Below are 26,277 nucleotides of genomic sequence, written 5' to 3' on the forward strand. Positions count from 1 at the left end.
CGGCGACGCGCCATGCGGTCGAACGGTATCCGCGCGAGGCATGCCGACATGAGTGAAGACGCAAGCCTGTCCTACTACCGCGCCACGACGGCGAACGCTCCTCCGCGTGCGCCACTGCGCGGCCGGCGAAGCGCGCGCGTGGTCATCATCGGCGGCGGCTTCGCTGGACTCAATACGGCGCTGGGCCTGGCCGAACGCGGCGTGCAGGATGTGTGTCTGCTGGAAGCCGAGCGCATCGGCTTCGGCGCCTCCGGTCGCAACGGCGGCTTCGTGTTCGCCGGTTACTCGCTCGGCGAACGCAGTCTGCTCGACCAGCTCGGCGCCGATGCCGCGAAGACGCTCTTCCTGCGCACGGTCGATGCCGTGCGGCGCATCCGACGACGCATTTCCGTCTACGACATCGACTGCGACGTCACCGATGCCGGCGTGCTGTGGGCGAACTGGTTCAGCGATCCCGGCGTGCTGCTGGAGCGTCAACGCCTGCTGGCGAAGCATTTCGATACCGAATGGAGCTGGGTGCCGCAAGCCGTGCTGCGCGAGCAACTGCATACGCGGCGGTACACGGATGCCTTGTTCGAGCGCAACGCGCTGCACCTGCACCCGCTCAAGTACGCGCAGGGATTGGCGAAGGCTGCGACGGACAAGGGCGTGAACCTTTTCGAGCACAGTCGCGCCCAGTCGCTGGTTCGCGACGGATCCGGCTGGATCGTGCGCACGGCGGAGGGAGAAGTGCAGGCCGAGCAGGTCGTGCTGGCCTGCGGGGGGTATCTGGCCGGTCTGCATGCGCGCGTGGATCGCGCGGTGCTGCCGATCGCGACCTACGTGATGGTGACCGAGCCGCTCGGTGCGCGTCTGCACGAGACCATCGCCACGCAGAGCGCCGTGTACGACACGCGCTTCGCCTTCGACTACTACCGCAAGCTGCCGCAGGATCGTCTGCTGTGGGGCGGGCGCATCTCCGTGCGCAACCGTTCGGCGGAGGCGGTAAAGAAACTGCTGCGTCGGGATCTGACACGCGTCTATCCGCAGCTTGCGCATGCGCGCATCGATTTTGCCTGGTCGGGCCTGATGAGCTACGCACGACACGAGATGCCGCAGATTGGCGGCGACGGACAGGGGCTGTGGTGGGCGCAGGCCTTCGGCGGTCACGGTCTGGCGCCGACCTGCGTGGCCGGCGAACTGCTGGCGGCGGCGATGGCCGGCGACGATCGCGACTGGCAGACGTTCCAGCGCTACGGACTGGTGTCGGCGTGGCGGCCGCTGGGTTATCTTGCCGCGCAGGGCAGCTACTGGTGGCTGCAGCTGCGCGATGCATGGAAGGACCTGCGGGAGCGACGATGACCACGAACGACATCGACACCATCGAGTGGGTGGATTTCCAGCGCGTGCTGCTGGTGGCCGGTACCGTGACCCGCGTGGAGCCGTTTCCCGAGGCGCGCAAGCCGGCCTATCGCGTGTGGGTCGATTTCGGACCCTACGGCGAGAAGAAGACCAGCGCCCAGATCACGGCGCTGTACGCGCCGGAAGAACTGGTCGGGCGGCAGATCGTCGGCGTCATCAACTTTCCGGAAAAGCAGATCGGTCCAGTGCGGTCGCAGTTCCTGCTGACCGGGTTCGAGACCGAGGCCGGCGTTGTCGTCACCACGCTGGAGCGACCGGTGCCCAACGGCACGCGCATGTCCTGAGCGTATCAGGCCTCGCGCTGGCGACGGTCCAGCCAGACTTCCAGTCCCTGTGCGTTGAGTTCGATGTCGACGCCGAGCAGCGTTTGCAACTGTGCGCGGTTGCCGGTCCATCCATGCCGCGCGAGACGACGCGCGTACAGCTCGGCGAAAGCCTCCGTCAGCGCCTGGTGACGGTCGTCGCGGCCGTCGCAGGCCAGGGCGATCGCGACCATCGCGTCGATCTGCTCGTGCAGGTCGTGCGCCAGTCGGGCGACGTCCTCGATGCGCCCGAAGTGCGTCGGATACATGACCTGCGGCTGCAACGCGAGCAGACGCGCGATGGAGGCATGCAGCGCTTCCGGATCGAACTGGACCGGCGAGGTCGTTGGCAGGATGAACGGGCCGGCTTCGGTGTCGAAATCGCGGTACGAAAGCCCGAAGGTGTCGCCGGTGAAGCAACTGCGGCTGTGCGGATCCCACACGGCGTTGTGGTGCCGTGCGTGTCCGGGCGTGTCCAGACACATTAGCGGGCGGCCCGCGAACTCCACCACATAGCCATCCTCGGCTTCGATCACACGCTCGGACGGCACGGGCCGCAATCGTCCGTAGTCGCGTTCCATCACGGCTTCGCCGTAGACCGCACTGGCGCCGGCCCACAGCTTGCTCGGATCGATCATGTGCCGTGCGCCGCGAGGGTGCACCACCAGCTTCGCCTGCGGCAATCGGGCCATCAGTTCGCCCGCGCCGCCGGCATGGTCCAGATGCACGTGCGTGAGGATCAGGAAGTCGACCTGCTCCGGTTCCAGCTGCGCATGTTTCAGCGCGTCGAGCATGCGCGGCACCGAGTGGTTGGTGCCGCAGTCGATGAACGCGCCGCGGCCGTTCTCGACCAGCAGGTAGGCGGCGTCGAAACGGGGTCGATGGAAGCCGGTGTCGATGGTGTGGATGCCGTGCTCGGGTTGCATGACGCGAAGGTTCCGATGGATAGGGACGACGACTACGGTAGCGCATCGCGCGGCGGGACTTCAGCGGATGCACGGGTTCATCGTCGACCTCGCTTGCTGTTACCGTGGCGCGATCGCCTCTGCGCACGCGGCGCGTTACGCCAACAAGGAACACCCATGATTACGGTGCATCATCTGGACACCTCGCGCTCTCTGCGCATCGTCTGGCTGCTCGAAGAGCTCGGCGTCGACTATGCCGTGCAGCGCTATGCGCGCACGGCCTCCGGACTTGCGCCAGCCGCGCTGCGCCAGGTGCACCCGCTGGGCAAGGCGCCGGTGATCACGGACGGCGCGTTCACCCTCGCCGAGTCCGGTGCGATCATCGACTACCTGCTGCAAGGCGAGGGCAGCCAAGCCTTGATACCGCCGGCGGGGACGCCGCCACATCGCGACTACACCTACTGGATGCACTACGCGGAAGGGTCGCTGATGCCGTACCTGGTCATGGGCCTGGTGTTCGACCGCATCGATCGCGCCCCGTGGCCGGTGCGGCCGCTGGCGCGCGCGATTTCAGGCCGTGTCCGGCGCGGCTATCTGCAGCCGAGCCTGGAGAACAACGTGCGGTGGGTGGAGCAGACGCTGACGGCGGGGGAGTGGTTCGCGGGTGACGCTTTCACGGCGGCCGACATCCAGATGAGTACTCCGCTGCAGGCCTTGGCCATGCGCAAGGACATCGATCTGGCCATGCCGGGGATCGAGCATTTCCTGCAGCGCATCCAGGCACGCCCCGCCTACCGCCGCGCCCTGGCGCGCATCGAGGCGGAAACGCCGGTCTGAAGCGCACGCGCCGCAACACATGCGGCATCGCCGGATGCATGTCGCCGCGTATCGGATGCGTGCAGCGCACAAAAGGTTGGCATGACCTCTGCCAGTCGGCGGCACGGCACGGGCACCCTAGACTTCGCACATCCCCTCGATGGTTGTGCCCGGTATGCCTATGAATCGACATCCCGTCCGGCGTGCATGTGCGCGCATGCTGTTGCTGCTTGCGCTGAGCCTTGCAGCGTTCTCCGCCTGCGCGCAGGTGACTATCGACGGCCACATCACGCCGGGCGAATGGGCGGGTGCGCGTCACATCACGGATTTCCGCGATGTGCAGCCGCTCAGCGGCAAGCCCGGTTCGCTGCCCACCGAAGCCTGGGTGATGTCGACGCCGAAGGGCCTGGCCGTGGCCTTTCGCCTCGCCCAGCCGGCAGGCGTGACGCGCACGCACCAGCGCACGCGTCGCGACGAGGAGGCGCTGGTCGATCGCGTCAACGTCATGGTCGATTTCGACGGCGACGGCCGTACCGGCTACGACTTCACCGTGGCGCTTTCGGGCAGCGTGATCGACGAAGTCATCACCAACGAGTCCAGCTTCAACAAGGACTGGGATGGCGACTGGAAGCATGCGGTCAGCGAGGATGCGCAGGGCTGGAGCGTGGAAATACTGATCCCGTGGTACATCGCGCCGATGCGCCGCGCGCATGGCGGCAAGCGCACCATCGGCTTGTATCTCGATCGTGTGGTCGGTTCGACCGGCGAACGCATGGCTTGGCCGACGGCAAGCTTCATGCGGGCGCGTTTTCTGTCCGATTTCCGCAAGGTGACGTTGCCGTCCTACACCCAGTCGTTGCTGGCGGTGACGCCATACGTGTCGGCGGTGCACGATCAGGTCCACGGTGGCAGCAGCTTCAAGACCGGTGCGGACCTGTTCTGGAAACCGAACGGACAGACTCAGCTGACGGCCACGGTGAACCCGGATTTCGGCCAGGTGGAAAGCGACGATCTGGTGGTCAATTTCGGCGCCGAGGAAACCTTCTTCAGCGACAAGCGTCCGTTCTTCACCGAGAACCAGGGCATCTTCGACTTCGGTCTGCTGATCGACAACAGTCAGCTGATCTACACGCGCCGCGTGGGCGGTCCGGCCGACGACGGCAGCGGTCCGGCCGACATCACCGGTGCGTTGAAGCTCAACGGCAGCATCGGCGATACCAACTACGGCGTGCTGTCGGCGCAGGAGAGCGGCGCCGCCGGTCGCACCTTCGATGCCGTACGCGTGAGCCATCATTTCCAGACGCAGACACTCGGTGCGCTGCTGACGCGGGTCGACCATCCGTTCCTCGACCGCGACGCCACCGTGCTCGGCATCGACCACATCTGGCAGCCGAACGCGAAGCTCACGGTGACCAGCAACGTCGTCGGCGACACCATCCAGCAGCGTGGCACGACCCTGCACGGCAGTGGTGGAAGCACCATCATCCAGTACGAGATGAATCCGCGATGGACCCAGCAATGGATCGCGATGCATTTCGGAAAAACATTGGATATCAATGATTTTGGATATCTTCCGCGAAACAACCTGAATTACGTCCACTGGGAAGTCCGACGCCGTTTCACCGACTTGCCGGCGGATTCCACGTATGCCTCGCACGAATGGCGCTGGCGCATCATCGGCATGAACAACGACCAGGGGCTGACGCTACAGCGGCAATTCCGTGTCATCAGCCGCAACGAGCGGCGCGACGGCGGCACCGACTACCTGCAGCTCAACCTCGATGCCTCCGGGCACGACGATCTGCTCACGCGCGGCAACCATGCGCTGCGCACGCATGCCAACGCGACGCTGTTCGCCGAGCGCACGCTGCCGCGCCGCGGCGCCTGGGGTTGGGACCTTTCGGCCAACGTCAGTGGCAACGACCTCACCGGACTCAAACGCATCGGCTATGAGATCGAGGTGCTGCCGACCTACTACTTCAGCGATGCGCTGAGTTTCACGCCCGGCGTGTCCTACACCTACCAGCCGAACTGGCTGATCTGGCAGCGCGACAATCTCGTCGGCAGCTTCGACGGCCGCACCCTGGAGCTGGATGCGGCGCTGAACTGGAATCTGAGCGAACGGCAGGAACTGCGTGTGCGCCTGCAGGCGCTCGGCCTCAATGCGCGCATGCGGCAAGCGTATCAGGTCGGCGCGGACATGCGCGCGCATCCGGATGCGACGCCGATCGACGACTTCAGCTTGCGCAATCTCGGGTTCCAGATCCGCTATCGCTACCAGCTGGCGCCGCTGTCGAATCTGTACATCGTCTACGGTCGCGGCGGCTACGCGCTCGAACCGCTGCTGACCTCGACCGGCACGCAGTTCCGCCAGAGCTTCAACCTGCGCGACAGCGAGCAGTTTCTGGTGAAGGTGGCCTACCGCTTCGAGCTGTGAGGTCAGCCTGGATGCGGCATGCGCGTACAATGCGCGCATGCCGATCGAAGACGACCCGCGCCCGCTGGCGCCGGAAAAGCCATTGCCTTCCGATTGCTGCGGCAGCGGTTGCGAACCCTGCATCCTCGACGCCTACGAGGATGAACTCGAACACCATCATCTGGCGCTGGAAGCGTGGTTTCTGCGTCATCCGCCAGGCGCGTCCGACACGGATCGGTCTGCCTTGCACCCGCGACTGGTGCTGGACACCAACGTGCTGCTCGATCTCTACGTGTTCCGCGATCCGAACTGGAAGCCGCTGCTGGAACTGATCGAGAGCGGGCGGTGCGATGCGGTCACCAGCCCGGCTTGCCGCGACGAATTCCTGCATGTGCTGCAGTATCCGCTGTTCGAGCTGCGGCCGGCGCAGCGCGTGTGCGCCATCGAGGCGTTCGATGCGGTGCATCGCTGCATCGAGGTGCCGGAGGATGAAGCGCAGACGCTGCCGCGCTGCAAGGACCCCGACGATCAGAAGTTTCTGCAACTGGCGCTGGCGGCCGATGCAGATGTCCTGCTGAGCAAGGACAAGGCGCTTCTGAAACTGGCGCGCCGCCTGCGCAAGCTCGGGCTTTTCGAGGTCTGCCCGCCGAAGGCGTGGCTGGACGAACACGCGCCGGCCGCCTGAAGCGACCGGCGCGGGATGCGGGCGCTCAGTGCGCCTGGAACAGCGCCATGACGTCCTTGCGGAACGCCTTCTGGCTGTCGGGGCGGGTGTAGAACATGTGACCGCCCGGGTATTCGCGCACCTGCACGCGCGAGGCGTCGCCCATCTTCGGCATCTGGTCGACGACCAGGATCGACCCCATGAACGGGCAGGACAGGTCGTTCCAGCCATGCGCGATCAGCACGCGCAGCTTGCCGTCGTTGGCCACCGCTTCGCGCAGTTGCTTGACCGAACCGCTGTCGGCATCGTCGTCCTCGTGCCACAGGCTGTTCACCTTGTAGCTCAGTGCGTAGTAACGGCCGTCGTACTTCCAGCCCACCGTGCGCGTGATGAAGTTGACCATGGCTTCGGTCGTCGGCGCGATGATGGCGTTGAGCATCGGATCGTTGCTCTTCTGGCGCGGCGCGTAGGGGAACGGATCCCAGCCGGTGAGGTTGGAATCGTAGACGCTGCCGAGCTTGCCCTGGCTGCGATGCACCTCGCGCAGGTAGGCGCCGGTGTCGAGACGGCCGCCGGATTGCTTGACGAAGGTCGGGTCCAGACCGGTCATCTCGGTGACGCGCTGAATCATCCGGTCGCGCTCGGCCGGGTTGCTGTTGCCCAGCATCAGCGCATGCGCGTATTCGCCACGGGTGTAATCGATGACCTTCTGCATCGCCTGCGGCGTCAGCTTGCCCTCGCGCTCCAGATGCGCGGCGGTGATCGACGGCAGCGTCAGCATCCACGGCAGCGGCGAAACCTCGCCATTCTTGTAGCTGTTCGGGTCCAGATACGGCGACACCAGCACCACGCCGTTCATCGCCACGCCGAGCTGGGTCTGCAGGTACTCGGTGATGCGCGGACCGCGGAAGCCGCCGTAGCTCTCGCCGACCAGGTATTTGCGCGAGGTCATGCGGCCGTTCTTGATCAGCCAGTCGTAGACGATGCGCGACAGGTAGTGGATGTCGGCGTCGGTGCTGTAGAAATCCTTGACCGTCTGCTTCTGCGGCTCCAGCGAGCGGCTGAAGCCGGTGCCGACCGGGTCGATGAACACCAGGTCGGTGAAGTCCAGCCAGGTGCCCGGGTTGTCGTGCAGCGTCGGACGGTCGGACGGGTTGTCGCCCTCGTCGCCGAAGCGGATCTTCTTCGGGCCGATGGCGCCGAAGTTCAGGTACACGGAGGATGCGCCGGGACCGCCATTGAAGGCGAACGTGACCGGCCGGTCGCCGCCGGGCACCGTATAGGCGGTGTACATGACCTCGGCGATTTTCTTGCCCTGATCGTTGCGCACCGGCAGGGAACCGACGGTGACGTTGTATTTGATCGTCTTGCCGGCCACATGCGTGACCTGCGTGGTGTGCGCATCGGCGGGGAAGGGCGGCAGGTGCATGCCGTCGCCGTCCTTCTTCGACGGCGGGGCCGCCAGCGCCGGCACGGCCAGGAAGACTGCCAGCGCCATGCCGAGCAGCATGGACACGGAACCATGTCTACGCATGGGGATTCCTCGTGGTGGGTCAAACGGTAAACTTACTGCAGGCGGGCGATTCGGGCATCTGTCGAAAGTCCTGTCGAGCGCACGGAAGCGTGCATCGCGTATCGGTATCTTCGATGTCGTCCTTTTCCGTCGTCATGCGTTCTCAGGTTTATGCCCTCCGTTTCCCCCATGCGCAGGATCTTCGTCGTCGGATGCCCCCGTTCGGGCACCACGATCGTGCAGGCCATGCTGGCCGCGCTTCCCGGTGTGATGTCCTTCGGCGAGACCCATTACGCGATCCGCCTGTTCGGCCAGTTCGACCGCTGGCTGTGCGAGGACCCTGTAGCCGAATCCAAATGGCGCAAGCGCGTGCGGCTGGCCAAGCGCAAGACCCACGGCGCCCTGCAACGCTCGCTGGACGAAGCGTTCGGGACGTCGCCGGCACCAAGGCTACGGCGCTATGTCAGCGGGCGGAGCTACATCCATGCTTATGTGCGCGCTCTCGATGCCTCGGCCAAGGCGCGGGATTGCAGCTGTTGGGTCGAGAAGACGCCCGATCACCTGGCCTACGTGGAACTGCTGGCGGAGCAGATTCCCGACGCACACTTCATCCACGTGGTGCGACGCGGCGAAGACGTGCTGGCCTCGGCCGTGGATGGGCAGATGCGCTACAGCGAACACGAGGTCTTCAGTGGCGGCATTCCGCACTGGGTCCAGCGCTGGAACCGCGCCCTGAGCGTACATGTGCGATGGGCCGGCGATCCGCGGCACACGGTGCTTCCCTACGACAGCCTGTTTGCCGCCAGCGAGGACGTGCAAGCGCTGCTGCGGACGTTGACCGGCGTTCCCGACCATGACACATCGGGCGGCGACGGCCGCAATCGTCAGCACATCGCCTGCCTCAACGACGAGCCCTGGAAGCGGGGTTCCACGCGCGGCGAATTGCGCGCGCCAAAGCGCAAGTTCGAGCGCATCTTCGGGCCGGAAACGCGCACCTGGATTCGCGAGCATCTGGCCGACTATGAAGGCGCGCTGGAACGAATTACCGCTTCGCAACCACAGCACGCGTGGCTGACCGCCGCCGCCGATTCCACCTATGCGGCGGCGAACGATCAGGACACGACACGAACCGGTTGAGTCAGTCCTTGCGGTCGAAGGCCGCCATCAGCGGCTTGATCAGATCCAGCGGCAGCGGGAAGGCGATGGTGGTCGACTTGCCGTTGCTGGCCATGTCGGCCAGCGTCTGCAGATAACGCAGCTGCAGGGCCTGCGGCTGCTGCGCCAGCATCTCCGCGGCATCGCGCAGTTTCTCGGCCGCCTGCATTTCGCCCTCGGCATGAATCACCTTGGCGCGGCGTTCGCGTTCGGCTTCGGCCTGGCGGGCAATGGCGCGGACCATGGTCTCGTTGAGATCGACGTCCTTGATCTCGACGTCGGTGATCTTGATGCCCCAGGGGTCGGTGGCCTCGTCGAGAATCTTCTGCAACGTCTTGTTGATCGATTCGCGCTCGGACAGGATTTCGTCCAGCTCATGCTGGCCCAGCACCGAACGCAGGCGCGTCTGCGCCAACTGGCTGGTGGCCTGATAGAAATCGGCGACCTGCAGTACGGCCTTGTCCGACTCGATGATGCGGAAGTACACCACCGCGTTGACGCGCACCGACACGTTGTCGCGCGAGATCACGTCCTGCGGCGGCACGTCCATCACGCCCACGCGCAGATCGACGCGGGTCATGCTCTGCACGATCGGGATCAGGATCACCAGACCGGGGCCCTTGGTGCCGGTGTAGCGGCCCAGCGTGAGCACCACGCCGCGCTGGTATTCGGGCAGCACCTTGATCGACGAGATCAATAGCACCACGACGAACAGAAGGATGATTCCACCAAGTCCGAACATGTGATTCTCCAAGAGTGACGAAAACGTCGTTTGCGTGGGCTGCCTTCAGTCGGCCTCGACCCACAGGATCAATCCGTCGCGCCGCCGCGCACGCACATGCGCACCGTTCGGCAGCTCGACATGACTTTCGCTTCGCACGCGCCAGCGTTCGCCGTTGATGCGCGCCCAGGCTTCGCCGTCGGCCGTCAGCGGTTCCAGCAGCTCGCCACGTGGATCGGCCAGTTGCGTGTCGCCGTTGAAGGGTTGCACGCGTCGCGAACGCATCACCATCCACAGCACGCCGCCGAGAGTGACGATGGCGCACAGCGCGAGACCGGCGATGACGCCGACGTTGACGCCGAAGCCCGGCGCGTCGTTGTGGAACAGCATGATCGACCCCACGGTGAACGCAATCACTCCGCCCACCCCGAGTGCGCCCACGGTCGGCGTGATCACCTCGGCGACCACCAGTCCGACGCCGAGCGCCATCAGGGCCAGGCCGGCGTAGTTTACCGGCAGCAATTGCAGGGCATACAGACCGATCAGCAGACAGATCGCACCGGCGATGCCCGGAAACAGCGCGCCAGGGTGGAAGGCTTCCAGCAGCAGTCCGTAGAGGCCGGCGATCAGCAGCAGATAGGCGATGGTCGGGTTGGTGATGATGCCGAGAAAGCGCGTGCGCCATCCCGGTTCGTACACGCGCACCGGCAGTCCGGCGACGCGCACCACGGCATCGGTCTCGCCCAGGCGTACGCGACGGCCGTCGGCCTGCTTCAGCAGCGAGGCGATGTCGGGGGCGACGAAATCGATCACGTGGTCGCGCGCGGCTTCGTCTGCCGTCAGCGTGGCTGCGCCGCGCACGGCTTTCTCGGCCCACGCGGCATTGCGGCCGCGCAACTGCGCCAGCGAGCGGATGTAGGCGATGGCGTCGTTGAGCACTTTGTTGCTTTCGGCATCCGCGCCTGCGGCGGGAGCGGGCGCGCTGGCGGATGCCGCCGGTTTGGCTTCCGGCTGCAGCGGGTTCGGCATCGGCGTCTTGCCGCCCAGCGAGACCGGCGTGGCGGCGCCGAGATGGGTGGCCGGCGCCATCGCCGCGAGATGGCTGGCATAGAGAATATAGGTGCCGGCCGAAGCCGCCCGCGCGCCGCCCGGCGCCACGTAGGCGATGACCGGGATGTCCGAGGCGAGGATGTCGGCGATGATCGTGCGCATCGACGCCGACAGTCCGCCTGGCGTGTCCAGACGCAACACGATGGCCCGCGCGCCGTCCCTGCGCGCCTCGGCGAAACGGTCATTGACGTATTCCGCGGCCGCCGGCCCGATGGGACCGTCGAGATCGATCTGCGCGACGAACCCCGGACCGTCGGCTTGCTGCGCATGCGCTGGCGTGGACACAGCGATCGCGGTCACGCAGGCCGTCAGCATCAGCGCCATCAGACAAAGCGTGTACTTCATTCGGCCGGTCCTTCCGCGAAGTTAGGTCCATGGTAGACGCTTTTCCCCTCGCTGCCACCCGCCACAACGGATAGTGCGGAAGGCCCGGTAGAATGCCTGCCTGTTTCCGTCACCACGAAAGACGCATGACCGCCACCGTTCGACAGGACGAGAACGCCGCATTGCAGGCCATGGCCGAGACGCTGGCCGAGCCGGCGCTGGCGTCGCGCGCGAACGGACGCGTGCTGTTCCTGCGCGCGCAGGCCGGCGCGCTGGACACCTGGCCCGGTGCGCGTCATTGGACCTGCGTGCAATCGTTCAGACCGTGGGCGCAGCCGCTGCTCGATGCCGGCCGCTCGGTGCATGGCGAGATCGGTGACATCGGCGACGAACGCTTCGACCTCACGCTGGTGCTGCCGCCCAAGCAGCGCGACGAAGCACGCGCATGGCTGGCGCATGCCGTGGCGCACACGAAGTCGGACGGCGTGATCGTCGCGGCGATGCCCAACCAGGGCGGCGCACGCAGCGGCGAACGCGATCTGCAGCGGCTGACCGACTTCATCGAGCATCGCTCGCGCAGCAAATGCCGCGTGTTCTGGAGCGACCTGGAGCACGCCCGCATCGATGCCGAGGTGTTGTCCTCCTGGCTGGCGCTGGATGCGGCGCAACCCATCCTCGACGGCCGCTTCGTCAGTCGGCCGGGCCTGTTCGCCTGGGACCGCATCGACGTTGCCTCGGCCCTGCTTGCCGAACACCTGCCGTCGACGTTGCGCGGGCATGTGGCCGACCTTGGCGCCGGCTACGGGTATCTTTCCGTCGAACTGTTGCAACGCGCACCCGGCATCACCGCGCTGGACCTGTACGAAGCCGAGGCGCGTGCGCTCGAACCCGCGCGGCGCAACATGGAGCAAATGATGCATGCGCTGGGGCGCACGATGCCGGTGCACGTGCATTGGCATGACGTGGCGCGAGGGTTGCCTGCGCGCTACGACGTCATCGTCAGCAACCCGCCTTTCCACCAGGGGCGCGCCGACCGACCCGAACTGGGGCAGGCGTTCATCCGCGCCGCGGCCGAGGCGCTGCGTCCGCAGGGCGTGCTGTGGATGGTCGCCAACCGGCATCTGCCGTACGAAGCCGTGCTCGGCGAAGCCTTCGCATCGGTTCGCACGGTCGTCGAGCGCGATGGTTTCAAGGTCATCGAGGCGGTGCGCGCATGAAGCTGCTGCGTCTGATCGCCAACCTCGGCTACGGCAGTCGCAAGGACGTCAAGGCGATGTTCCGCGAAGGCCGCATCACCGATGCGCAGGGCGAGGTGCTGTACGCGGACGATGCCATGACGCATGCCGAGGTCCGGATCGACGGCGAACCGCTGGACCCGCCGCAAGGTCTGGTGATCGCGCTGCACAAGCCGGTCGGCTACACCTGTTCGCACAACGATGCCGGACCGTTGGTCTACGATCTGCTGCCGCCGCGCTTCCTGCAGCGCCGCCCGGTGCTGTCCAGCGTCGGACGACTCGACCGCGAGACCAGTGGACTGCTGCTGCTGACCGACGACGGCGCCTTGCTGCATCGGATCATTTCGCCGCGTCATCACGTGCCCAAGCGCTACATCGCGACGTTGGCAGAGGAACTGCGCGGCGACGAAGCGGCGCGATTCGCGGCCGGCGATCTGGCGTTGAAGGGCGAGGAGCAGGCGCTCGCCCCCGCTGGATTTGACGCACTCGATGCCCGACGCGCCCGCGTGACGTTGACCGAAGGGCGCTATCATCAGGTACGCCGCATGTTCGCGGCCTGCGGTCATCATGTCGAAGCGTTGCACCGCGAGAGCATCGGCGGCCTCGAACTGGACGGTCTGGAAGCGGGGACATGGACACGACTCGACGCCGACGCCGTGGATGCCATCTTCGATACCGTCGCACCGATTCGACTGGGGCCGTGAGCGGCCGTTCATTGCTTCCCTGAATCCCTGAGTCCGCATGCGCCCGCTGCACTTCGACAATCGTTTCCTGCGTGAACTTCCCGGTGACGCCAGTCGCGACACGGGACCGCGCGTGGTCGAGCACGCCATGTATTCGCGGGTCGATCCCGCACGCATGCCCGCGCCGGAACTGCTGGCATGGTCGCCGGAGGCCGCCGCGCGGATCGATCTCGATGCGACCGATATCGATGCAGGCTTCGTCGGCCTGTTCTCGGGCCAGCATCGGGTGGAGGGTGCAGCGCCGTTCGCCAGCAACTACGGCGGGCATCAGTTCGGGCACTGGGCCGGACAACTCGGCGACGGTCGTGCCATCTCGCTCGGCGAGACGCTCAACGCCCAGGGCGAACGCTGGGAATTGCAGCTCAAAGGCGCCGGTCGCACGCCGTATTCACGCGGTGCGGACGGCCGCGCGGTGCTGCGTTCGTCACTGCGCGAATTCCTGTGCAGCGAGGCCATGCATCACCTCGGCGTACCGACCACGCGTGCGCTGTGCCTGATCGGCACCGGAGAGCGCGTGGTGCGCGACATGTTCTACGACGGCCATCCGCAGCACGAACCCGGCGCGATCGTGTGCCGCATGGCGCCTTCGTTCATTCGCTTCGGCCATTTCGAGCTGCCGGCCTCGCGCGGCGATCTCGCCTTGCTGGAGCAGTTGGTCGAATTCACCATCGAACGGGATTTCCCCGAGCTGCCCGGCAGCGGCAAGGCGCGCCGCGCGGACTGGTTCGCCGACATCTGCGCACGAACGGCGCGCATGATCGCCGAATGGATGCGCGTGGGCTTCGTGCATGGCGTCATGAACACCGACAACATGTCCGTGCTCGGTCTGACCATCGACTACGGCCCCTACGGCTGGATCGAACCCTACGATCCGGACTGGACGCCGAACACCACGGACGCGCAGCGCCGCCGCTACCGTTTCGGCCGGCAACCGGACGTGGCCTACTGGAACCTGGGCTGCCTGGCCAGCGCGCTGGCGCCGGTGGTCGACGACGACGAAGCCCTGCGGCGCGGTCTGCAGCACTATGTCGATACGCTGACGCGCCACAGCCGACATCATCACGCACGCAAGCTCGGTCTGGAGCACTTCGGCGACGACGATCTGCCCTTGCTGCAGGATCTGCATACGCTGATGGCGCGCGCACAGATGGACATGACGCTTACGTTCCGCGGTTTGTGCGATGTCGATCCGCAGGCCCCCTCGTGCGAACCGCTGGAGGCCGCGTTCTACGATGCGGCGTTGCGTGCCTCGCACGACGAGGCGATGCAGTCCTGGCTTGCGCGCTATGCGGCGCGTCTTCGTGCGGACGCATGGGACGACGCAACGCGCCGCGAGCACATGCTGGCGGCCAATCCCTGCTATGTGCCGCGCAACTATCTGGCGCAGCAGGCCATCGAACGCGCCGAGCAGGGCGACATGCAGGCGCTGGAAGACTGGCTGGACGTGCTGCGGCATCCCTACACCGAGCAGGCCGGCGCCGAAGTCTACGCCGCGCGCCGTCCGGCCTGGGCGGCGCAGCGCGCGGGGTGTTCGATGCTTTCGTGCAGCTCCTGATTCAGAACCGTTCGGCGCTGGCTCTCGACCACGGCTTTTCAAAGTCCGCGGGAATCTCCCCGCGCAGCAGCGCGCCGTTGTCCGGCGCGGGGAACATGTCGGCGTAGCTGCGCGGCGTCTGGTCGGGCAGGCGCTGCAGGAAGTGCTCCGGATGCAGTTCCGAGGGATGCGCCGCGCCGAGCGAACCGGTGATGTCGAGGAAGCTGCGGATCGTGGCCGCGTGGTACTGCTTGACGTGCACGGCGCGGGTGTCGATGTTGATGGCGCGTGCGCGACGCGCATCCTGGGTGGCGACGCCGGTCGGACAAGTATTGGTGTGGCAGCGTTGCGCCTGGATGCAGCCGACCGCGAACATCATCGGTCGCGCCACGTTGCACACGTCCGCGCCCAGCGCGATCTTCTGCGCCATGTCGAAGCCGTCGACGATCTTGCCGCTGGCGATGATGCGGATCTTGTCGCGCAGCCCGCAACCGGTCAGGGCGTTGTGGACGAAGGGCAGGGCCTCGTCGATCACCAGACCGAGCCGATCCGAATACTCGACCGGCGCCGCGCCGGTACCGCCCTCGGCGCCGTCGACGGTGACGAAGTCCGGCGTGATGCCGGTCTCGACCATCGCCTTGCAGATGCTGAGGAATTCGCTGCGCCGACCCACGCACAGTTTGAAACCGACCGGACGGCCGTCGCTGAGCTTGCGCAGGCGTTCGACGAAGGCCAGCAGTCCGCGTGGCGTATCGAACTCCGGATGCGTGGCCGGCGACACGCAGTCCTCGCCCTCCGGCACGCCGCGGATTTCGGCGATCTCGGCGTTGACCTTGGAACCGGGGAGCACGCCGCCGTGGCTGGGCTTGGCGCCCTGCGACAACTTGATCTCGATCATCTTGATCGGATCCTGGCAGGCCTTCTTGCGGAACTGTTCGTCGTCGAAGCGGCCGTCCTTGGTGCGACAGCCGAAGTAGCCCGAGCCGATCTCCCAGATCACGTCCGCACCGTGTTCGAGGTGGTAGGGCGTCAGGCCGCCTTCGCCGGTGTCCTGCGCAAAGCCGCCAAGCTTGGCGCCCTTGTTCATGGCCAGCACCGCGTGGTTGCTCAGCGCGCCGAAGCTCATCGCCGAGATGTTCAATCGCGAGCTATTGTAGGGACGGGTGCATTGCGGTCCGCCGATGTCCACGCGAGCAGCCGATTCGGGCACTTTCTTCACGGCCAGCGAATGCAGCGCCAGGTTGTAGCCGCTCTCGTCGACGTCGTATTCGGTGCCGAACGGATGCACGGCTTCGCTGCCGTGGGCGCGCGCCTTGATCAGTCCGCGCTGCTGGCGCGTGTACGGACGGCCGCTCTTGTCGCTCTCCAGGAAGTACTGGCGGATTTCCGGACTGATGAACTCCATGATGTAGCGCAGGTGTCCGATCACCGGATAGTTGCTGAGCACGTTCTGCCGCGCGATGAAGATGTCGTAGAGGCCGATGCCGATCAGCGGTATCACCAGGAGCAGGAAGTAGTAGGCCCCTGGATGGAAAACTCCAAGGACAGCGATCGCCACCAGCGCAAGCAGCGAGAGAACGTAGAAGGTCATGCGCAGCATGGAAGCAACTCCCTGTGTCGAAGGACGCAGAAATGCGCCCAGCCATCCATTCAGTGTAGCGAGCCACGATCCCAAGCATCCAGTTGTCGCAGGCGCAAGCGTTCATGTAATGGAGCTGTGGAGCGCGTCACAGGCGGCGGTGCGCGGTGAAAGGGTATCTGAATGTCCATGAAATCACGGTTCGCGATTCTTTGGCTCTGAACCTGAATTTGCAGTAGGTTTCTAGCGTCACCGGATGCGCACGTCGATGCGTGCCGGTGCTTCCCCTGAAAGCCAACGAGGATTCCATGATGTTCAACTACAAGAGCCTGTGTATGGCTGCCGCCGTGGCTGCGCTTGCGCTGGGCGGATGCACGAACTACGTGAAGAAGACCGATTTCGATGCGGCGATCCAGAAGCTGCAGGCCAAGGATCAGGATCTGCAGCAGCAGATCAACTCGCTGTCGCAGGACATGCAGCAGAAGCTGTCGCAGTACGACGCGCGCATCACGGCAATGGAAGGTCGCATCAGTGTCGACACCGTCGCGCACTTCGACTTCAACAAGGCCGACCTCAAGGACAGCGACAAGGCGATGCTGGACCAGTTCGCCAAGGTCATGAACGCGCATCATTCCGATGCCGTGGTCACGGTCGAAGGCTTCACCGACCCGGCCGGTTCGGCCGCGTACAACAAGAAGCTCGGCATGAAGCGTGCCGAAGCGGTGCGCGATTATCTGGTCAACACGGCCGGCATGAACGCCAACCAGGTGCGTGCGGTCAGCTACGGCGAGGCTCGCGATCGACAGGTCGAACCGGGCAAGACGCATGACGCCGGCACCGACAACCGTCGCGTTTCGCTGGTGATCGACTTTGCCGGTACCCGCACTTCGTAACGCGAGCGCGCTCCGCGCAGAACGAACGCCCCGGACCGCATCGCGGCCGGGGCGTTTTCGTATGCGCGTCGGCGTGACATCCGCGTCCATTTGCCTGCGCTCCGCATGATGCGGCACAGCCTGTTCTTTGCCGTCTGGCCCGATGCGGTCATGCGTGCGCGTCTGAGCGAAGCGGCCGAGCGGGCGTTGTCGAATCGGGATGCACAGGACGGTCGTCGCGTCGATCCTTCGCGTTATCACCTCACGCTGGCCTACCTGGGAAACCATGCGCAGGTGTCCCCGCAAATCATCGAACCGATCGTGGAAGCGGCGGAGTCGGTTCGCGCACACGCATGCACGCTGATTCTGGATCGTGTCGGTCACTTCGGCGCGGACGTGGGTTGGCTCGGTGCTTCCACGTGTCCCGACACGCTCTCCGCCTTGCATGCCGCGTTGCATGCAAGGCTCGCCGACATGGGGTTTCCGGCACCGACGCCAACGACGCCTTTCGTACCGCATGTGACCCTGCTTCGACGCGCTCGCACGCCGCTGGCGGATGCGGCGTTGAAGCCAGCATGGCCGTGGTGCATCGACGCATTCGCGCTGGTCCAGGGCACGCTGACTTCGTCGGTGCGCTATCGTGTGCTGCGGACGTTTCCATTGTCCGAGCGGTCCCGATCCACGTAGAACGCTGAGGACTCGGGGCTGGCAGGAAAGGTGCTCAGACTCTCCGGCGAACGCCCCATGCGACGGCAGGACTGCGACGCGACGCCATCGCGCAAGGCGCTGCGGAAGACCGGCGCCATCGCATGCAGCGTCGAAGCCGCGACATGCGCCTTCAGGCGTTGCGCACCCGAACGCTGCATAAGCTCCTGCGCCCACGGTGGGAGCAGGGCGGCGCCCGCATGCAGGAACAGTTCGCGCGAGAGGCCCGCGGCGGGAACCGGCAGGCGGATGCCGCCCAGCACGCGCAGCACCTCCCGCGAGCGGGCATCGAAGCGCAGCTCCGGACGCATGCGCCGCATATAGTCCAGCACGGCGGCTTCGCTGGTCGGCACCTGCTGTGCGCCCAGTGCCTCGGCGATACGTCGCACTTCGTCGTAGTAGGCATCCGCGGTGGATGTCGTCACCGTGACGCGTGCATAGCGCCGGAAGCCTTGCAGAAACGCGTACGCCTCGGTGACGTGCACCCAGGTCAGAAGATGCGGATCGTCGGCGGCGTACGGCAAGCCGTCTTCGGTGTGTCCGGCGATCCCGGCGTGGATCCGACGCACGCGTTCGATCATCTGCAGCGCGGCCTCGCGAGGCGCGTAGGTGGTGCCGCCGACGAAGGTGGTCGTGCGGCGCAGTCGACCGACCAGATCGGCGCGGAAATTCGAGTGGTCCCAGACCGCGGCAAGCGCACGTGGATGCAGCGTCTGCAGCATCAGCGCGCACAGTCCGCCGGACAGCATGCCGGGGAAATCGGCATGGATGCGCCAGGTCACGGAATCGGGTCCGAACAGTCCGGGATCGCCCTGCGGATGCAGATAATCCACGCCGTTCCCGCGATCGCGGGGGAAGGCTTTCAGCACCCAGTCGCGGACCGGGCGGTGCAGGGCAGGAATGGCGCGCGGATCGGACATGGCGAGGAAATACGGGGAGAAGGCATTGTGCCGCATCCCTCGCATCCTGTCGCTCATGGAAAACGGTAGGCGATGCTCAGGTTCGCTCGCGTGCCGCGACGGCCGCTGCCATCGCCGACGGGGCGGTCGCGCAGGGGTTTTGCAACGGATATGTCCACGCTGTAATGCCTCCGGTCCGTCAGGCGAAGCCCCAGCGCGACCGAGACCAGCGTGTCGGGATGCGTGTTGTGCGCATAGGTGCGGGCGTACTCCGTCAGCAGGTAGGGCGTCAGTTGCTTCAGCCATGCCCGGGCCGCGTCGATGCGGCGATGGGCTTCGGCCGAAGCGCCCCAGCCGGAATCGCCGGACGCGATGCCGGGATCGTACGCATGCGCGAACCGCGGCCCGCCGAAGGTGATCTTTTCCGAAATCGGCAGCCGGTCGGGACTGTACTGACCGCTCAGACGCAGCACGCTGCCGAAGTGATGCCGCCAATCGTCGCTCTGCACGAAGGACAGATGGACCCGGGTGAACGTCAGGTCGACATCGTTGCCGAACGTGCCCGGGATCGTGGCCATGACGGTCGATGACGCGCCAAGAGCGTCTAGCCCGCGGGCGATGCGCATGCTGAAACTGCGTTGGCGCTTGGCGGTCGTCTTCCGGTAGTCGAACCCGCCCTGCAGCACGCGTGTATGCGTGTCGACGCGCAGCGCGGCGCCATTGAGTACGTTGCGGTAGCCATCCGATTGATCGGTCCCGTAGATGCCGGCATCGAGGAACCAGGCGCGCTCATGGTCCAGATGCAGCGGATAGCGAAGGGACATGTCGATTCGGTCCTGCGCCACCCGGTGACGAAGCTCTGTCGGGAGCGCATCGCCGAGATCCGGCGTGCCCCGGTAACGCGAACCGTCGAACTGCAGGTAGAGGCCGTCACTGTAGACGGGCAGGGCGTATTGCGCGGCGTAGTAGGTCGGATGACCGCGCCCCCGGGGGTAGAGCATCGAGAGCTTGAGCCGATCGGCCAGCGAAGTCGGCGCATACAGCGTGCCGCTCAGCACGCCTTGCACGCCGGGATGATTGAAGTCGATGCCGGCGCTGGTGTCGTAGCGCTTGCGCTGCACCCGCAGTTTCAGTCGGGTCGCGCCGTCGGTCGTCGAGGGTGGCGGAGCATCCACCTTCACGCTCGCGCCCGGGAGCAGACCGAGGACCTGCACGTAACGTTCGAACGTCGATCGCTTCAGAGGACGTTCTCCGATCATGTGCGCGGCGATGGCGCGGACCTGCGCTTCCAGCGGCCCCGGATCGCCTTCGATCTGAATGTCGGCGACGTATCCTTCCACCACCTGCACGCGGACAACGCCATGCGCGAAGTCCTGTGCCGGCAGATAGCAGAACGAAAGCGGATAGCCGCGCGCGCGATACAGCGCCGTGCACTGCTTGGCGACCTTCAGCAACTCGCCGACCGTGACGCTACGTCCGCGCAGCGGACGGAAGAGGGCGGCCACGGTTTCGAACGGCAGGCTCCGCACACCCGCCACACCGAACTTTTTCGGCGTGATGCGTCGATCCAGGAGCTTTTCCAGACGTGCATTGCGCTTGCTCTGCACATGCACGGACACCGATGGCGCGACCTTGGGCTCCTCGACCTGCGGCAGGGTCTGCAGCGGGTTGCTCGGAGGCGGGCGGTTCTGGGCCTGCGCGGAGGTGGCGACCAGCAAGGCCAGCGATGCGATCGAGGCGGATTTCATCGAACGTTCCCCCTGTCCATGGGTCGTCGGTCGGCTGATTCATCCGCTGCACGGCCGGGCCGCCATTGCTGTCCGGCCGTGCAGCGGGTTCGCATCATGCGCGATGCGTCTAGCGTCCCAGCAGACCGCTCACGAGGCCGTGCTTGCCGTCGGTGCTCGTCGAGGTGTCGGCACCCGTGTCGGTTTGCGCCTGCGCGTCCAACGTGGCGCCCACGCTGGCAGTCAGTCCACCGAGCAGATTTCCGCTGCTCGTCGTTCCGCCAACCAGGCTGCCGCCGGTCGCGTCGGCGACGCCGTTCACCACCGTACTCAAGCCCTGCGTCAGGGTCTGTCCCCCGCTGCTGCCGGTGGCGGTGCCGAGCGCATCGCCGGTCGAGGTCACCGTGCTTCCGACCTGCTGGACCAGGCTTCCGGTGGTATCCGTCAACGGCGCGAGCGCGGTCTGCGTGCCACCGAGATCGGACACGGTCGTGCCCGCAGCGCTGACCGTGGTACCGAGACCGGACACCGCACCCGTGGCGCCATCCAGCGTGGTGCCCACGACATTGCCGTCGCCGCCGGACGTGCCCAGTCCGCCGCTGATGCCATCGCCCAGCGTGCTGATCGAGCCGCCCAGATCGTCGACGGTCGTGCCCAGGTTCGCGGTCGTGGTGCTGTCGCCCAGCAGCGAGGTGTCGCCGAGTTGCTGTCCCAGACCGCTCACGCCGTCACCGAGCCCGGACGTGGTGTCGCCCACCGCCAGCGAGGTCGAGGCGATCAGGTTGTCGCCGCCGGCACTGGTCTGGCCGATACCGCCGATGGCCGTCACCACGTTATCGAGCGGGGCGGTCAGGGCCTGACCCTGGCTGGACGTCAGCGTGCCGTCGAGCCAGGTACCGCCGTCTTCGAGCTTTTCGCCCGTGGTGGTGATCACCTGGCTGGCCGTGGCCGTGATCGGCTCGATCGGCGAGCCCTGGAAGGCGCCGATGCTGTCGACGGTCGTGCCGAGATCCTGCACGATGCCGCCGGAGTCCTCGACCACGGTACTCAGACTCTGCACCGTGGTGCTGGCCGGATCGTCGATGTTCCCGGTCTGACCAAGACCGTCCGAGATGCCGTCGCCCAGGTCCGCGATCAGATGGCCGCTGTCGCTGACTGTGCCTGCCAGCGATTCGCTCAAGGCGTTGTCACCGCCGAGCAGCATCTGGTTGGGCAGTTGCATGCCGATGCCGCCGACGGCTCCGCCCGTCGCGACCAACACGTCGCCGATACCGGTGGCCACGGCACCGAGCGCACCCGCGGGCGTCGGCGAACCGCTACCGGTGCTGCCTCCACCCGTCCCCGAACCATCGCCACCGGAACCGGAACCGGTGCCCGTACCGGAACCCGTTCCTGTGCCGGAACCTGTTCCCGTACCGGAACCCGTTCCCGTACCGGAACCCGTTCCCGAGCCGCCGTCCGAACCGCTCCCGCTGCTCGAACCGCCGCCCGATCCGGAAACGCTCGAACCGGTGCCGCCGAACCCGCTGCGGACGTTGCTCGAACCGCTGCAGGCGGCCAGCGACAGCCCGGCTGCCGCCAGGCTCGAGATCAGAATGGTCTTGCGAATGAATACGCGTACACGTGCATCGTTCATGACTCCCTCCACGAATGTCAGTCCCCCTGTCCGGAACTACCCAATGCGCGGCCGCCCCCTCGCGTGGGGAGCTAGTCGGTTCCGCCCTTTGACGGGCCTGAACGTCAATCCTTGAGCCGGGTGCGGCGAATGCCAGTCCGCATCCAGGCGTTGTCATGCAGTTACGTGTCGTTTCTCCGAATGGATGCACCGGGCGATCCATTCGGAGATGTTGAGGTTCTTGATACTCCAGTGCCGTTTGGATGTCCAATTGAGGGAGCTGTCTGTTCAGTTTCCGTCCATGCGGCCATCCCGTTGGCAGGACGCGGGTTCGGTCATCGATGGCATACGTCATCGCGCATGCAGACTCTTCGGCAAGAAGAACCCATAACCTACTGAAGAAAAAGAAAAACCCCGACATGTCGAGCATGCCGGGGTTTCCTTGAAGAGCGGGTGGACCGCCTTAGTCGCTGCTTTCGGACCCGCTAGTCGGAACGGAGGCAGGCTTCTCCCCAGCGCTACTGTCGGGCTTCTGCACGGGGGCAGACGCGGGGCGCTGCGCCGGCGACCGCTCCTGGAACGGCGGCGGGAACGGCATGCGCTCCTGCGACGGCGTCTTGGGTGCGACCGGAGCGGCCGTTTCACTCGACTTCGGCGGTGCAACCGGTGCCGGTGCCTGCACGGCAGGCGGTGCCGCCGGCGTCGATGCGGTGGTGGTCGACGGCGCTGCATGGGCACTTGCCGTGCGCGACGTCTGCGCAGCGGAAGGCGCCGTGGCCGGACGGGGCGTTTCGGTCGTCAATGACGACGCAGGCGCGGGCTTGGGCGCATCGGTAGGCTTGGACGGCGACGCATCGTTCGCGCGTGGCTCGACCGGACGCGGCGTCGGCGTTGCAGCGGCCGGAGCAGGGGCCGATGGAGGCTGCGTGTTCACCGGACGCACGGCGGCCGGTGCGGGCGTTGGCTGCGAAGCCGGAGTCGCCGTGGGCACTGTCGGAACCACCGGTGCCGGTGCAGACGCGGGCTTCACGCTCGGCGCAGCCGGCGGAGCCGGCGTCGAAGGCGCGCGTGGCGCAGCCTCGGCCGGCGCAGTCACGGGCTTGGCCGTCGGAGCCGCAGCGGCGGAGTTGGTCTCGGCCTTGGGCGCGACCGGCTGGGGAGCCTCCGTCGAAGACGAAGCGACCGGAGACGGCGTGGACGTCGGCGCAGCTTGCGGCGCGGATGCCGTAGGGGTCTTCGATGCCGTCGGCGCAGGCGCGGACTCACGCTTCACGGTTTCGGCAGACGGCGAGGCGACCGGTGGCTTGGCGTCGTTGTTCGACGGCACAGCCACGGCAGGCTTGGGCGCCGCCGACGTGGAAGCCTGATCGGCATCGTGCGACGGCACCGGCTTGGCCGGCGTCGCGTCCGCCGTCTTCGCACGGGTAGGGCGATCACCGGAGATGGTCTTCGGCTCCGCCTTAGTCTCGGATTTGACTTCGGCCTTCGGCTCCGACGCAGACGTCGACTCGGAAGACGCGCCGTTGCCGTTGTTCGGTGCGCTTGCCGTATCCGGCGTGTTCTCGCCAGCGTTACGCCGACGGCGACGACCGCCGCGACGGCCGCGACGACGGCGCTGGCTGCTGCTCTTGGCGTCGTCACCCGAAGCCTGATGGTCTTCGCTGCGCGGATTCGCGCTGGCTTCCTGCTTCGGCGTGGATTCCTGCTTGGGCGTGGGCGTCGATGCAGGAGCGGTCGACGGCGCAGCCTGCGGCGAGCGCTTGGCGTTCTCCTCGGCCGGCTTGGCGTCGTTCGACTTCTCCTCGCCACGATTCAGGCGCGAGGAGGGTTCCGCGTTCATGCGCGTCGGCGACTTGGCCTCGCCGGTGCTGGCGCGGCTGCCGCGGCCGGAGCCGGTCTTGCCGCCGCGGCTCGAGCGCGAACCTTTCTCGCCGCGCGCGGTGTTGTCGCTGCGCTGCGAACGGGTGCTGCGCGAGGACGAAGCGCTGCGGCGTTCATTGCTGCTGCCGCCGCGACGCGCATCGCCGCCGCTCTTGCGCTCGTCGCTGCTCTTGCTGCGGTCGCGACGCGCATCGTCGGCGCGCTTCTTGGTGTTCTTGGCTTCGCTGCCTTCCGCAGCGGCATCGCCGGCCGAAAGGAAGCCGAACAGGCGCTTGAACAGACCCGGACGGGCCACGACAGGCGTCGCCTCGGGGCGCGTGGCCTCGACTTCCTGCGCGACCGGCGTCGGCGCCGGCGTGGCATGCACGATGCGGTTGACCAGCGGCTCCTCGGTGCTGCCCAGGGTCTGGCCCATCTTGCGCAGAGGCTCGGCCTCGACCTCGGTCAGACGCGCATAGCTGGGCTTGGTGTGCTCGCCCATGTCGACTTCGCGAATGCGGGTGATTTCCAGATGCGGGGTGCGCAGCTTGTCGTCGGCGACGACCACCACGTGGACCTTGTGGCGCATCTCGATCTCGACCACGCCGGCGCGCTTCTCGTTGAGCAGGAAGTTGGCCACCGCCGTCGGCGCCTGGATCAGCACCTGGCCGGTGTTTTCCTTCATCGCGTGCTCTTCGACCAGACGCAGCGCGGACAGCGACAGCGACTCGACGCTGCGGATATGGCCGTGGCCGTCGCAGCGCGGGCAGACGATCTTGGTCGATTCGCCCAGGCTCGGGCGCAGACGCTGACGCGACATCTCCAGCAGGCCGAAGCGCGAGATGCGGCCGACCTGCACGCGGGCGCGGTCCAGCTTCAGGGCGTCTTTCAGCGTGTCCTCGACCTCGCGCTGATGCTTGGGGCTGTCCATGTCGATGAAATCGATCACGATCAGGCCGCCGGCATCGCGAATGCGCAGCTGGCGGGCGATCTCGACCGCCGCTTCGCAGTTCGTGTTGAACGCGGTTTCCTCGATGTCGCTGCCCTTGGTGGCGCGCGCCGAGTTGATGTCGATCGAGGTCAGCGCCTCGGTCGGGTCGATCACGATGGAACCGCCGGACGGCAGGCGCACCGTGCGATCGAAGGCGCTCTCGATCTGCGTCTCGATCTGGAAGCGCGAGAACAGCGGCGTGGTGTCCTGGTACAGCTTGAGCTTGCGCAGCGAGTTCGGCATGACCTGCTGCATGAACTCGTGGGCTTCGTCGTACATCGCCGGTTCGTCGATGAGGATCTCGCCGATGTCGCCGCGCAGGTAGTCGCGCAGGGCGCGGATGAACAGGCGCGATTCCTGGTAGATCAGGAACGGCGCTTTCTTCGACTCGGCGGCGCCGGAGACGGCCTTCCACAGCTGCAGCAGGTAATCCAGGTCCCACTGCAGTTCTTCGGCGCTGCGGCCCATGCCGGCGGTGCGCACGATCAGGCCCATGGAGTCGGGAACTTCCAGATGCTCCAGCGCTTCCTTCAGCGCGGCGCGATCCTCGCCCTCGATGCGGCGCGAGACGCCGCCGGCCTTCGGGTTGTTGGGCATCAGCACCATGTACCGGCCGGCCAGGCTGATGTAGGTGGTCAGGGCCGCGCCCTTGTTGCCGCGCTCTTCCTTCTCGACCTGGACGACCAGCTCCTGACCTTCCTTCAGCAGATTGCGGATGCCGCTCTTGTGCGGGTCGGCGCCGTCGGGGAAGTACTCGCGGGCGACTTCCTTCAGCGGCAGGAAGCCGTGGCGTTCGGCGCCGTAGTCGATGAAGCAGGCTTCGAGCGAGGGTTCGACGCGAGTGATGCGGCCCTTGTAGATGTTGGCCTTTTTCTGCTCGCGGGAAGGGATTTCGATGTCGAGGTCGTACAGGTTCTGGCCATCGACGATGGCCACGCGCAACTCTTCACGCTGAGTTGCGTTGATCAACATGCGTTTCATTTGTAGTGGTTCCTTGGCATCTCGCGGGGCCGCGCGCCGCGGCGGCGCCATCAGGCGGCCTGCCGGGGATCGCGCCTCTGCGAGGTGCGTGATGGGTTCGAAGCGTGTCCGGTGCTCCGAAGTGATACATGGGGCCTTGCGCGGGGGTTGCCAGCACCGCAAGCGGGGACAAACCACGAGTCGAACCGTTACGATGACGGGAACAAGCC

General features: G+C 66.3%; 20 protein-coding genes. 11 read left to right on the plus strand and 9 right to left on the minus strand.

From position 1 onward, the window contains the following. Nucleotides 1-48 precede the first annotated feature (48 nt). Together LF63_RS07755 and LF63_RS07760 are read left to right on the plus strand one after the other, a co-directional pair. Nucleotides 49-1,341 (plus strand): NAD(P)/FAD-dependent oxidoreductase, encoded by a 1,293-nt coding sequence (locus LF63_RS07755; RefSeq protein ID WP_043100813.1) that lies wholly within the window; start codon nucleotides 49-51, stop codon nucleotides 1,339-1,341. Further along, a complete protein-coding gene (locus tag LF63_RS07760) occupies nucleotides 1,338-1,685 on the plus strand; it encodes a tRNA-binding protein (protein ID WP_043100815.1) in 348 nt (115 codons plus the stop codon). Before LF63_RS07755 ends, LF63_RS07760 begins: the two co-directional genes overlap by 4 nt. A gap of 5 nt (nucleotides 1,686-1,690) precedes the next feature. Here the strand turns inward: LF63_RS07760 and LF63_RS07765 are convergent, their stop codons facing one another. Further along, nucleotides 1,691-2,629, minus strand: a complete 939-nt coding sequence (locus tag LF63_RS07765; protein WP_043100817.1) for an MBL fold metallo-hydrolase — start codon at nucleotides 2,627-2,629, stop codon at nucleotides 1,691-1,693. A gap of 156 nt (nucleotides 2,630-2,785) precedes the next feature. Here LF63_RS07765 and LF63_RS07770 point away from each other — a divergent pair, with 156 nt between their 5' ends. The 3 genes from LF63_RS07770 to LF63_RS07780 all read left to right on the plus strand — a co-directional run bounded on the left by LF63_RS07770 (nucleotide 2,786) and on the right by LF63_RS07780 (nucleotide 6,525). After that, the gene (locus LF63_RS07770) at nucleotides 2,786-3,445 is read left to right on the plus strand and encodes a glutathione S-transferase (RefSeq protein WP_043100819.1); all 660 of its coding nucleotides are present in this window, start codon (nucleotides 2,786-2,788) and stop codon (nucleotides 3,443-3,445) included. Nucleotides 3,446-3,641: 196 nt separating this feature from the next. Continuing rightward, nucleotides 3,642-5,861, plus strand: coding sequence for a DUF5916 domain-containing protein (locus LF63_RS07775; RefSeq protein ID WP_235205290.1), 2,220 nt, complete (start codon nucleotides 3,642-3,644; stop codon nucleotides 5,859-5,861). Between the two features lie 37 nt (nucleotides 5,862-5,898). Continuing rightward, the gene (locus LF63_RS07780) at nucleotides 5,899-6,525 is read left to right on the plus strand and encodes a putative toxin-antitoxin system toxin component, PIN family (protein WP_081945137.1); all 627 of its coding nucleotides are present in this window, start codon (nucleotides 5,899-5,901) and stop codon (nucleotides 6,523-6,525) included. Between the two features lie 25 nt (nucleotides 6,526-6,550). Here LF63_RS07780 and LF63_RS07785 read toward each other — a convergent pair whose 3' ends face one another. Then, nucleotides 6,551-8,038, minus strand: coding sequence for a S10 family peptidase (locus LF63_RS07785; protein ID WP_043100824.1), 1,488 nt, complete (start codon nucleotides 8,036-8,038; stop codon nucleotides 6,551-6,553). A 168-nt stretch (nucleotides 8,039-8,206) separates the two neighbouring features. On the opposite strand from LF63_RS07785, the gene LF63_RS07790 reads away from it, so the two are divergent. Next, the gene (locus LF63_RS07790) at nucleotides 8,207-9,154 is read left to right on the plus strand and encodes a sulfotransferase family protein (RefSeq protein ID WP_161782332.1); all 948 of its coding nucleotides are present in this window, start codon (nucleotides 8,207-8,209) and stop codon (nucleotides 9,152-9,154) included. Nucleotide 9,155: 1 nt separating this feature from the next. Here the strand turns inward: LF63_RS07790 and LF63_RS07795 are convergent, their stop codons facing one another. After that, nucleotides 9,156-9,914, minus strand: coding sequence for a slipin family protein (locus LF63_RS07795; protein WP_043100827.1), 759 nt, complete (start codon nucleotides 9,912-9,914; stop codon nucleotides 9,156-9,158). Between the two features lie 45 nt (nucleotides 9,915-9,959). Further along, entirely contained in the window at nucleotides 9,960-11,348 is a 1,389-nt protein-coding gene (locus tag LF63_RS07800) for an NfeD family protein (RefSeq protein ID WP_043100828.1), read from the minus strand. A 125-nt stretch (nucleotides 11,349-11,473) separates the two neighbouring features. On the opposite strand from LF63_RS07800, the gene LF63_RS07805 reads away from it, so the two are divergent. Genes LF63_RS07805 through LF63_RS07815 form a run of 3 tightly spaced genes read left to right on the plus strand, consistent with a single transcriptional unit; the run spans nucleotide 11,474 to nucleotide 14,860 of the window. Beyond that, nucleotides 11,474-12,544 carry a class I SAM-dependent methyltransferase gene (locus tag LF63_RS07805; protein ID WP_043100829.1) on the plus strand — a complete coding sequence of 357 codons (1,071 nt, stop codon included), beginning with the start codon at nucleotides 11,474-11,476 and terminating at the stop codon, nucleotides 12,542-12,544. After that, nucleotides 12,541-13,266, plus strand: a complete 726-nt coding sequence (locus LF63_RS07810) for a pseudouridine synthase (RefSeq protein ID WP_043100831.1) — start codon at nucleotides 12,541-12,543, stop codon at nucleotides 13,264-13,266. The genes LF63_RS07805 and LF63_RS07810 overlap by 4 nt, the downstream gene beginning before the upstream one ends. A gap of 37 nt (nucleotides 13,267-13,303) precedes the next feature. Next, nucleotides 13,304-14,860: a protein adenylyltransferase SelO gene (locus tag LF63_RS07815; RefSeq protein ID WP_043100833.1), complete on the plus strand. Its 1,557-nt coding sequence runs from the start codon at nucleotides 13,304-13,306 to the stop codon at nucleotides 14,858-14,860. Nucleotide 14,861: 1 nt separating this feature from the next. On the opposite strand, the gene LF63_RS07820 is transcribed toward LF63_RS07815, so the two are convergent. Continuing rightward, on the minus strand, nucleotides 14,862-16,439 hold the full coding sequence (locus LF63_RS07820) for an FMN-binding glutamate synthase family protein (RefSeq protein ID WP_043100835.1): 1,578 nt from the start codon (nucleotides 16,437-16,439) through the stop codon (nucleotides 14,862-14,864). A 287-nt stretch (nucleotides 16,440-16,726) separates the two neighbouring features. On the opposite strand from LF63_RS07820, the gene LF63_RS07825 reads away from it, so the two are divergent. After that, complete coding sequence (locus LF63_RS07825) at nucleotides 16,727-17,311, plus strand: OmpA family protein (RefSeq protein WP_152569283.1); 585 nt, start codon at nucleotides 16,727-16,729, stop codon at nucleotides 17,309-17,311. Between the two features lie 105 nt (nucleotides 17,312-17,416). Continuing rightward, the gene (gene thpR, locus LF63_RS07830; RefSeq protein ID WP_043100836.1) at nucleotides 17,417-17,977 is read left to right on the plus strand and encodes an RNA 2',3'-cyclic phosphodiesterase; all 561 of its coding nucleotides are present in this window, start codon (nucleotides 17,417-17,419) and stop codon (nucleotides 17,975-17,977) included. Here the strand turns inward: thpR and LF63_RS07835 are convergent. From LF63_RS07835 to LF63_RS07850, 4 genes are all read right to left on the minus strand, one after another. Beyond that, nucleotides 17,926-18,951 carry an oxygenase MpaB family protein gene (locus LF63_RS07835; protein WP_081945139.1) on the minus strand — a complete coding sequence of 342 codons (1,026 nt, stop codon included), beginning with the start codon at nucleotides 18,949-18,951 and terminating at the stop codon, nucleotides 17,926-17,928. The two genes, thpR and LF63_RS07835, sit on opposite strands and share 52 nt — an antisense overlap. A gap of 17 nt (nucleotides 18,952-18,968) precedes the next feature. Beyond that, nucleotides 18,969-20,642, minus strand: coding sequence for a ShlB/FhaC/HecB family hemolysin secretion/activation protein (locus LF63_RS07840; RefSeq protein ID WP_043100838.1), 1,674 nt, complete (start codon nucleotides 20,640-20,642; stop codon nucleotides 18,969-18,971). Between the two features lie 109 nt (nucleotides 20,643-20,751). Next, entirely contained in the window at nucleotides 20,752-22,257 is a 1,506-nt protein-coding gene (locus LF63_RS07845; RefSeq protein ID WP_043100841.1) for a collagen-like triple helix repeat-containing protein, read from the minus strand. A gap of 442 nt (nucleotides 22,258-22,699) precedes the next feature. Then, entirely contained in the window at nucleotides 22,700-26,068 is a 3,369-nt protein-coding gene (locus LF63_RS07850; RefSeq protein ID WP_081945141.1) for an Rne/Rng family ribonuclease, read from the minus strand. Nucleotides 26,069-26,277 lie beyond the last annotated feature (209 nt).

The sequence above is a fragment of the Oleiagrimonas soli genome (genome assembly GCF_000761445.1).
In the GTDB taxonomy this organism is placed as follows: domain Bacteria; phylum Pseudomonadota; class Gammaproteobacteria; order Xanthomonadales; family Rhodanobacteraceae; genus Oleiagrimonas; species Oleiagrimonas soli.

Excerpts from the sequence above, each read along its gene's own strand:
- LF63_RS07810 (WP_043100831.1), top strand. The coding sequence starts at position 12,541 with ATGAAGCTGCTGCGTCTGATCGCCAACCTCGGCTACGGCAGTCGCAAG.
- LF63_RS07850 (WP_081945141.1), bottom strand. The coding sequence starts at position 26,068 with ATGAAACGCATGTTGATCAACGCAACTCAGCGTGAAGAGTTGCGCGTG.
- LF63_RS07840 (WP_043100838.1), bottom strand. The coding sequence starts at position 20,642 with ATGAAATCCGCCTCGATCGCATCGCTGGCCTTGCTGGTCGCCACCTCC.
- LF63_RS07795 (WP_043100827.1), bottom strand. The coding sequence starts at position 9,914 with ATGTTCGGACTTGGTGGAATCATCCTTCTGTTCGTCGTGGTGCTATTG.
- LF63_RS07820 (WP_043100835.1), bottom strand. The coding sequence starts at position 16,439 with ATGCTGCGCATGACCTTCTACGTTCTCTCGCTGCTTGCGCTGGTGGCG.
- LF63_RS07835 (WP_081945139.1), bottom strand. The coding sequence starts at position 18,951 with ATGCGGCACAATGCCTTCTCCCCGTATTTCCTCGCCATGTCCGATCCG.
- LF63_RS07765 (WP_043100817.1), bottom strand. The coding sequence starts at position 2,629 with ATGCAACCCGAGCACGGCATCCACACCATCGACACCGGCTTCCATCGA.
- LF63_RS07825 (WP_152569283.1), top strand. The coding sequence starts at position 16,727 with ATGATGTTCAACTACAAGAGCCTGTGTATGGCTGCCGCCGTGGCTGCG.
- LF63_RS07845 (WP_043100841.1), bottom strand. The coding sequence starts at position 22,257 with ATGAACGATGCACGTGTACGCGTATTCATTCGCAAGACCATTCTGATC.
- LF63_RS07755 (WP_043100813.1), top strand. The coding sequence starts at position 49 with ATGAGTGAAGACGCAAGCCTGTCCTACTACCGCGCCACGACGGCGAAC.
- LF63_RS07770 (WP_043100819.1), top strand. The coding sequence starts at position 2,786 with ATGATTACGGTGCATCATCTGGACACCTCGCGCTCTCTGCGCATCGTC.
- LF63_RS07790 (WP_161782332.1), top strand. The coding sequence starts at position 8,207 with ATGCGCAGGATCTTCGTCGTCGGATGCCCCCGTTCGGGCACCACGATC.
- LF63_RS07780 (WP_081945137.1), top strand. The coding sequence starts at position 5,899 with ATGCCGATCGAAGACGACCCGCGCCCGCTGGCGCCGGAAAAGCCATTG.
- LF63_RS07775 (WP_235205290.1), top strand. The coding sequence starts at position 3,642 with ATGCTGTTGCTGCTTGCGCTGAGCCTTGCAGCGTTCTCCGCCTGCGCG.
- LF63_RS07800 (WP_043100828.1), bottom strand. The coding sequence starts at position 11,348 with ATGAAGTACACGCTTTGTCTGATGGCGCTGATGCTGACGGCCTGCGTG.
- LF63_RS07760 (WP_043100815.1), top strand. The coding sequence starts at position 1,338 with ATGACCACGAACGACATCGACACCATCGAGTGGGTGGATTTCCAGCGC.
- thpR (WP_043100836.1), top strand. The coding sequence starts at position 17,417 with ATGATGCGGCACAGCCTGTTCTTTGCCGTCTGGCCCGATGCGGTCATG.
- LF63_RS07805 (WP_043100829.1), top strand. The coding sequence starts at position 11,474 with ATGACCGCCACCGTTCGACAGGACGAGAACGCCGCATTGCAGGCCATG.
- LF63_RS07785 (WP_043100824.1), bottom strand. The coding sequence starts at position 8,038 with ATGCGTAGACATGGTTCCGTGTCCATGCTGCTCGGCATGGCGCTGGCA.
- LF63_RS07815 (WP_043100833.1), top strand. The coding sequence starts at position 13,304 with ATGCGCCCGCTGCACTTCGACAATCGTTTCCTGCGTGAACTTCCCGGT.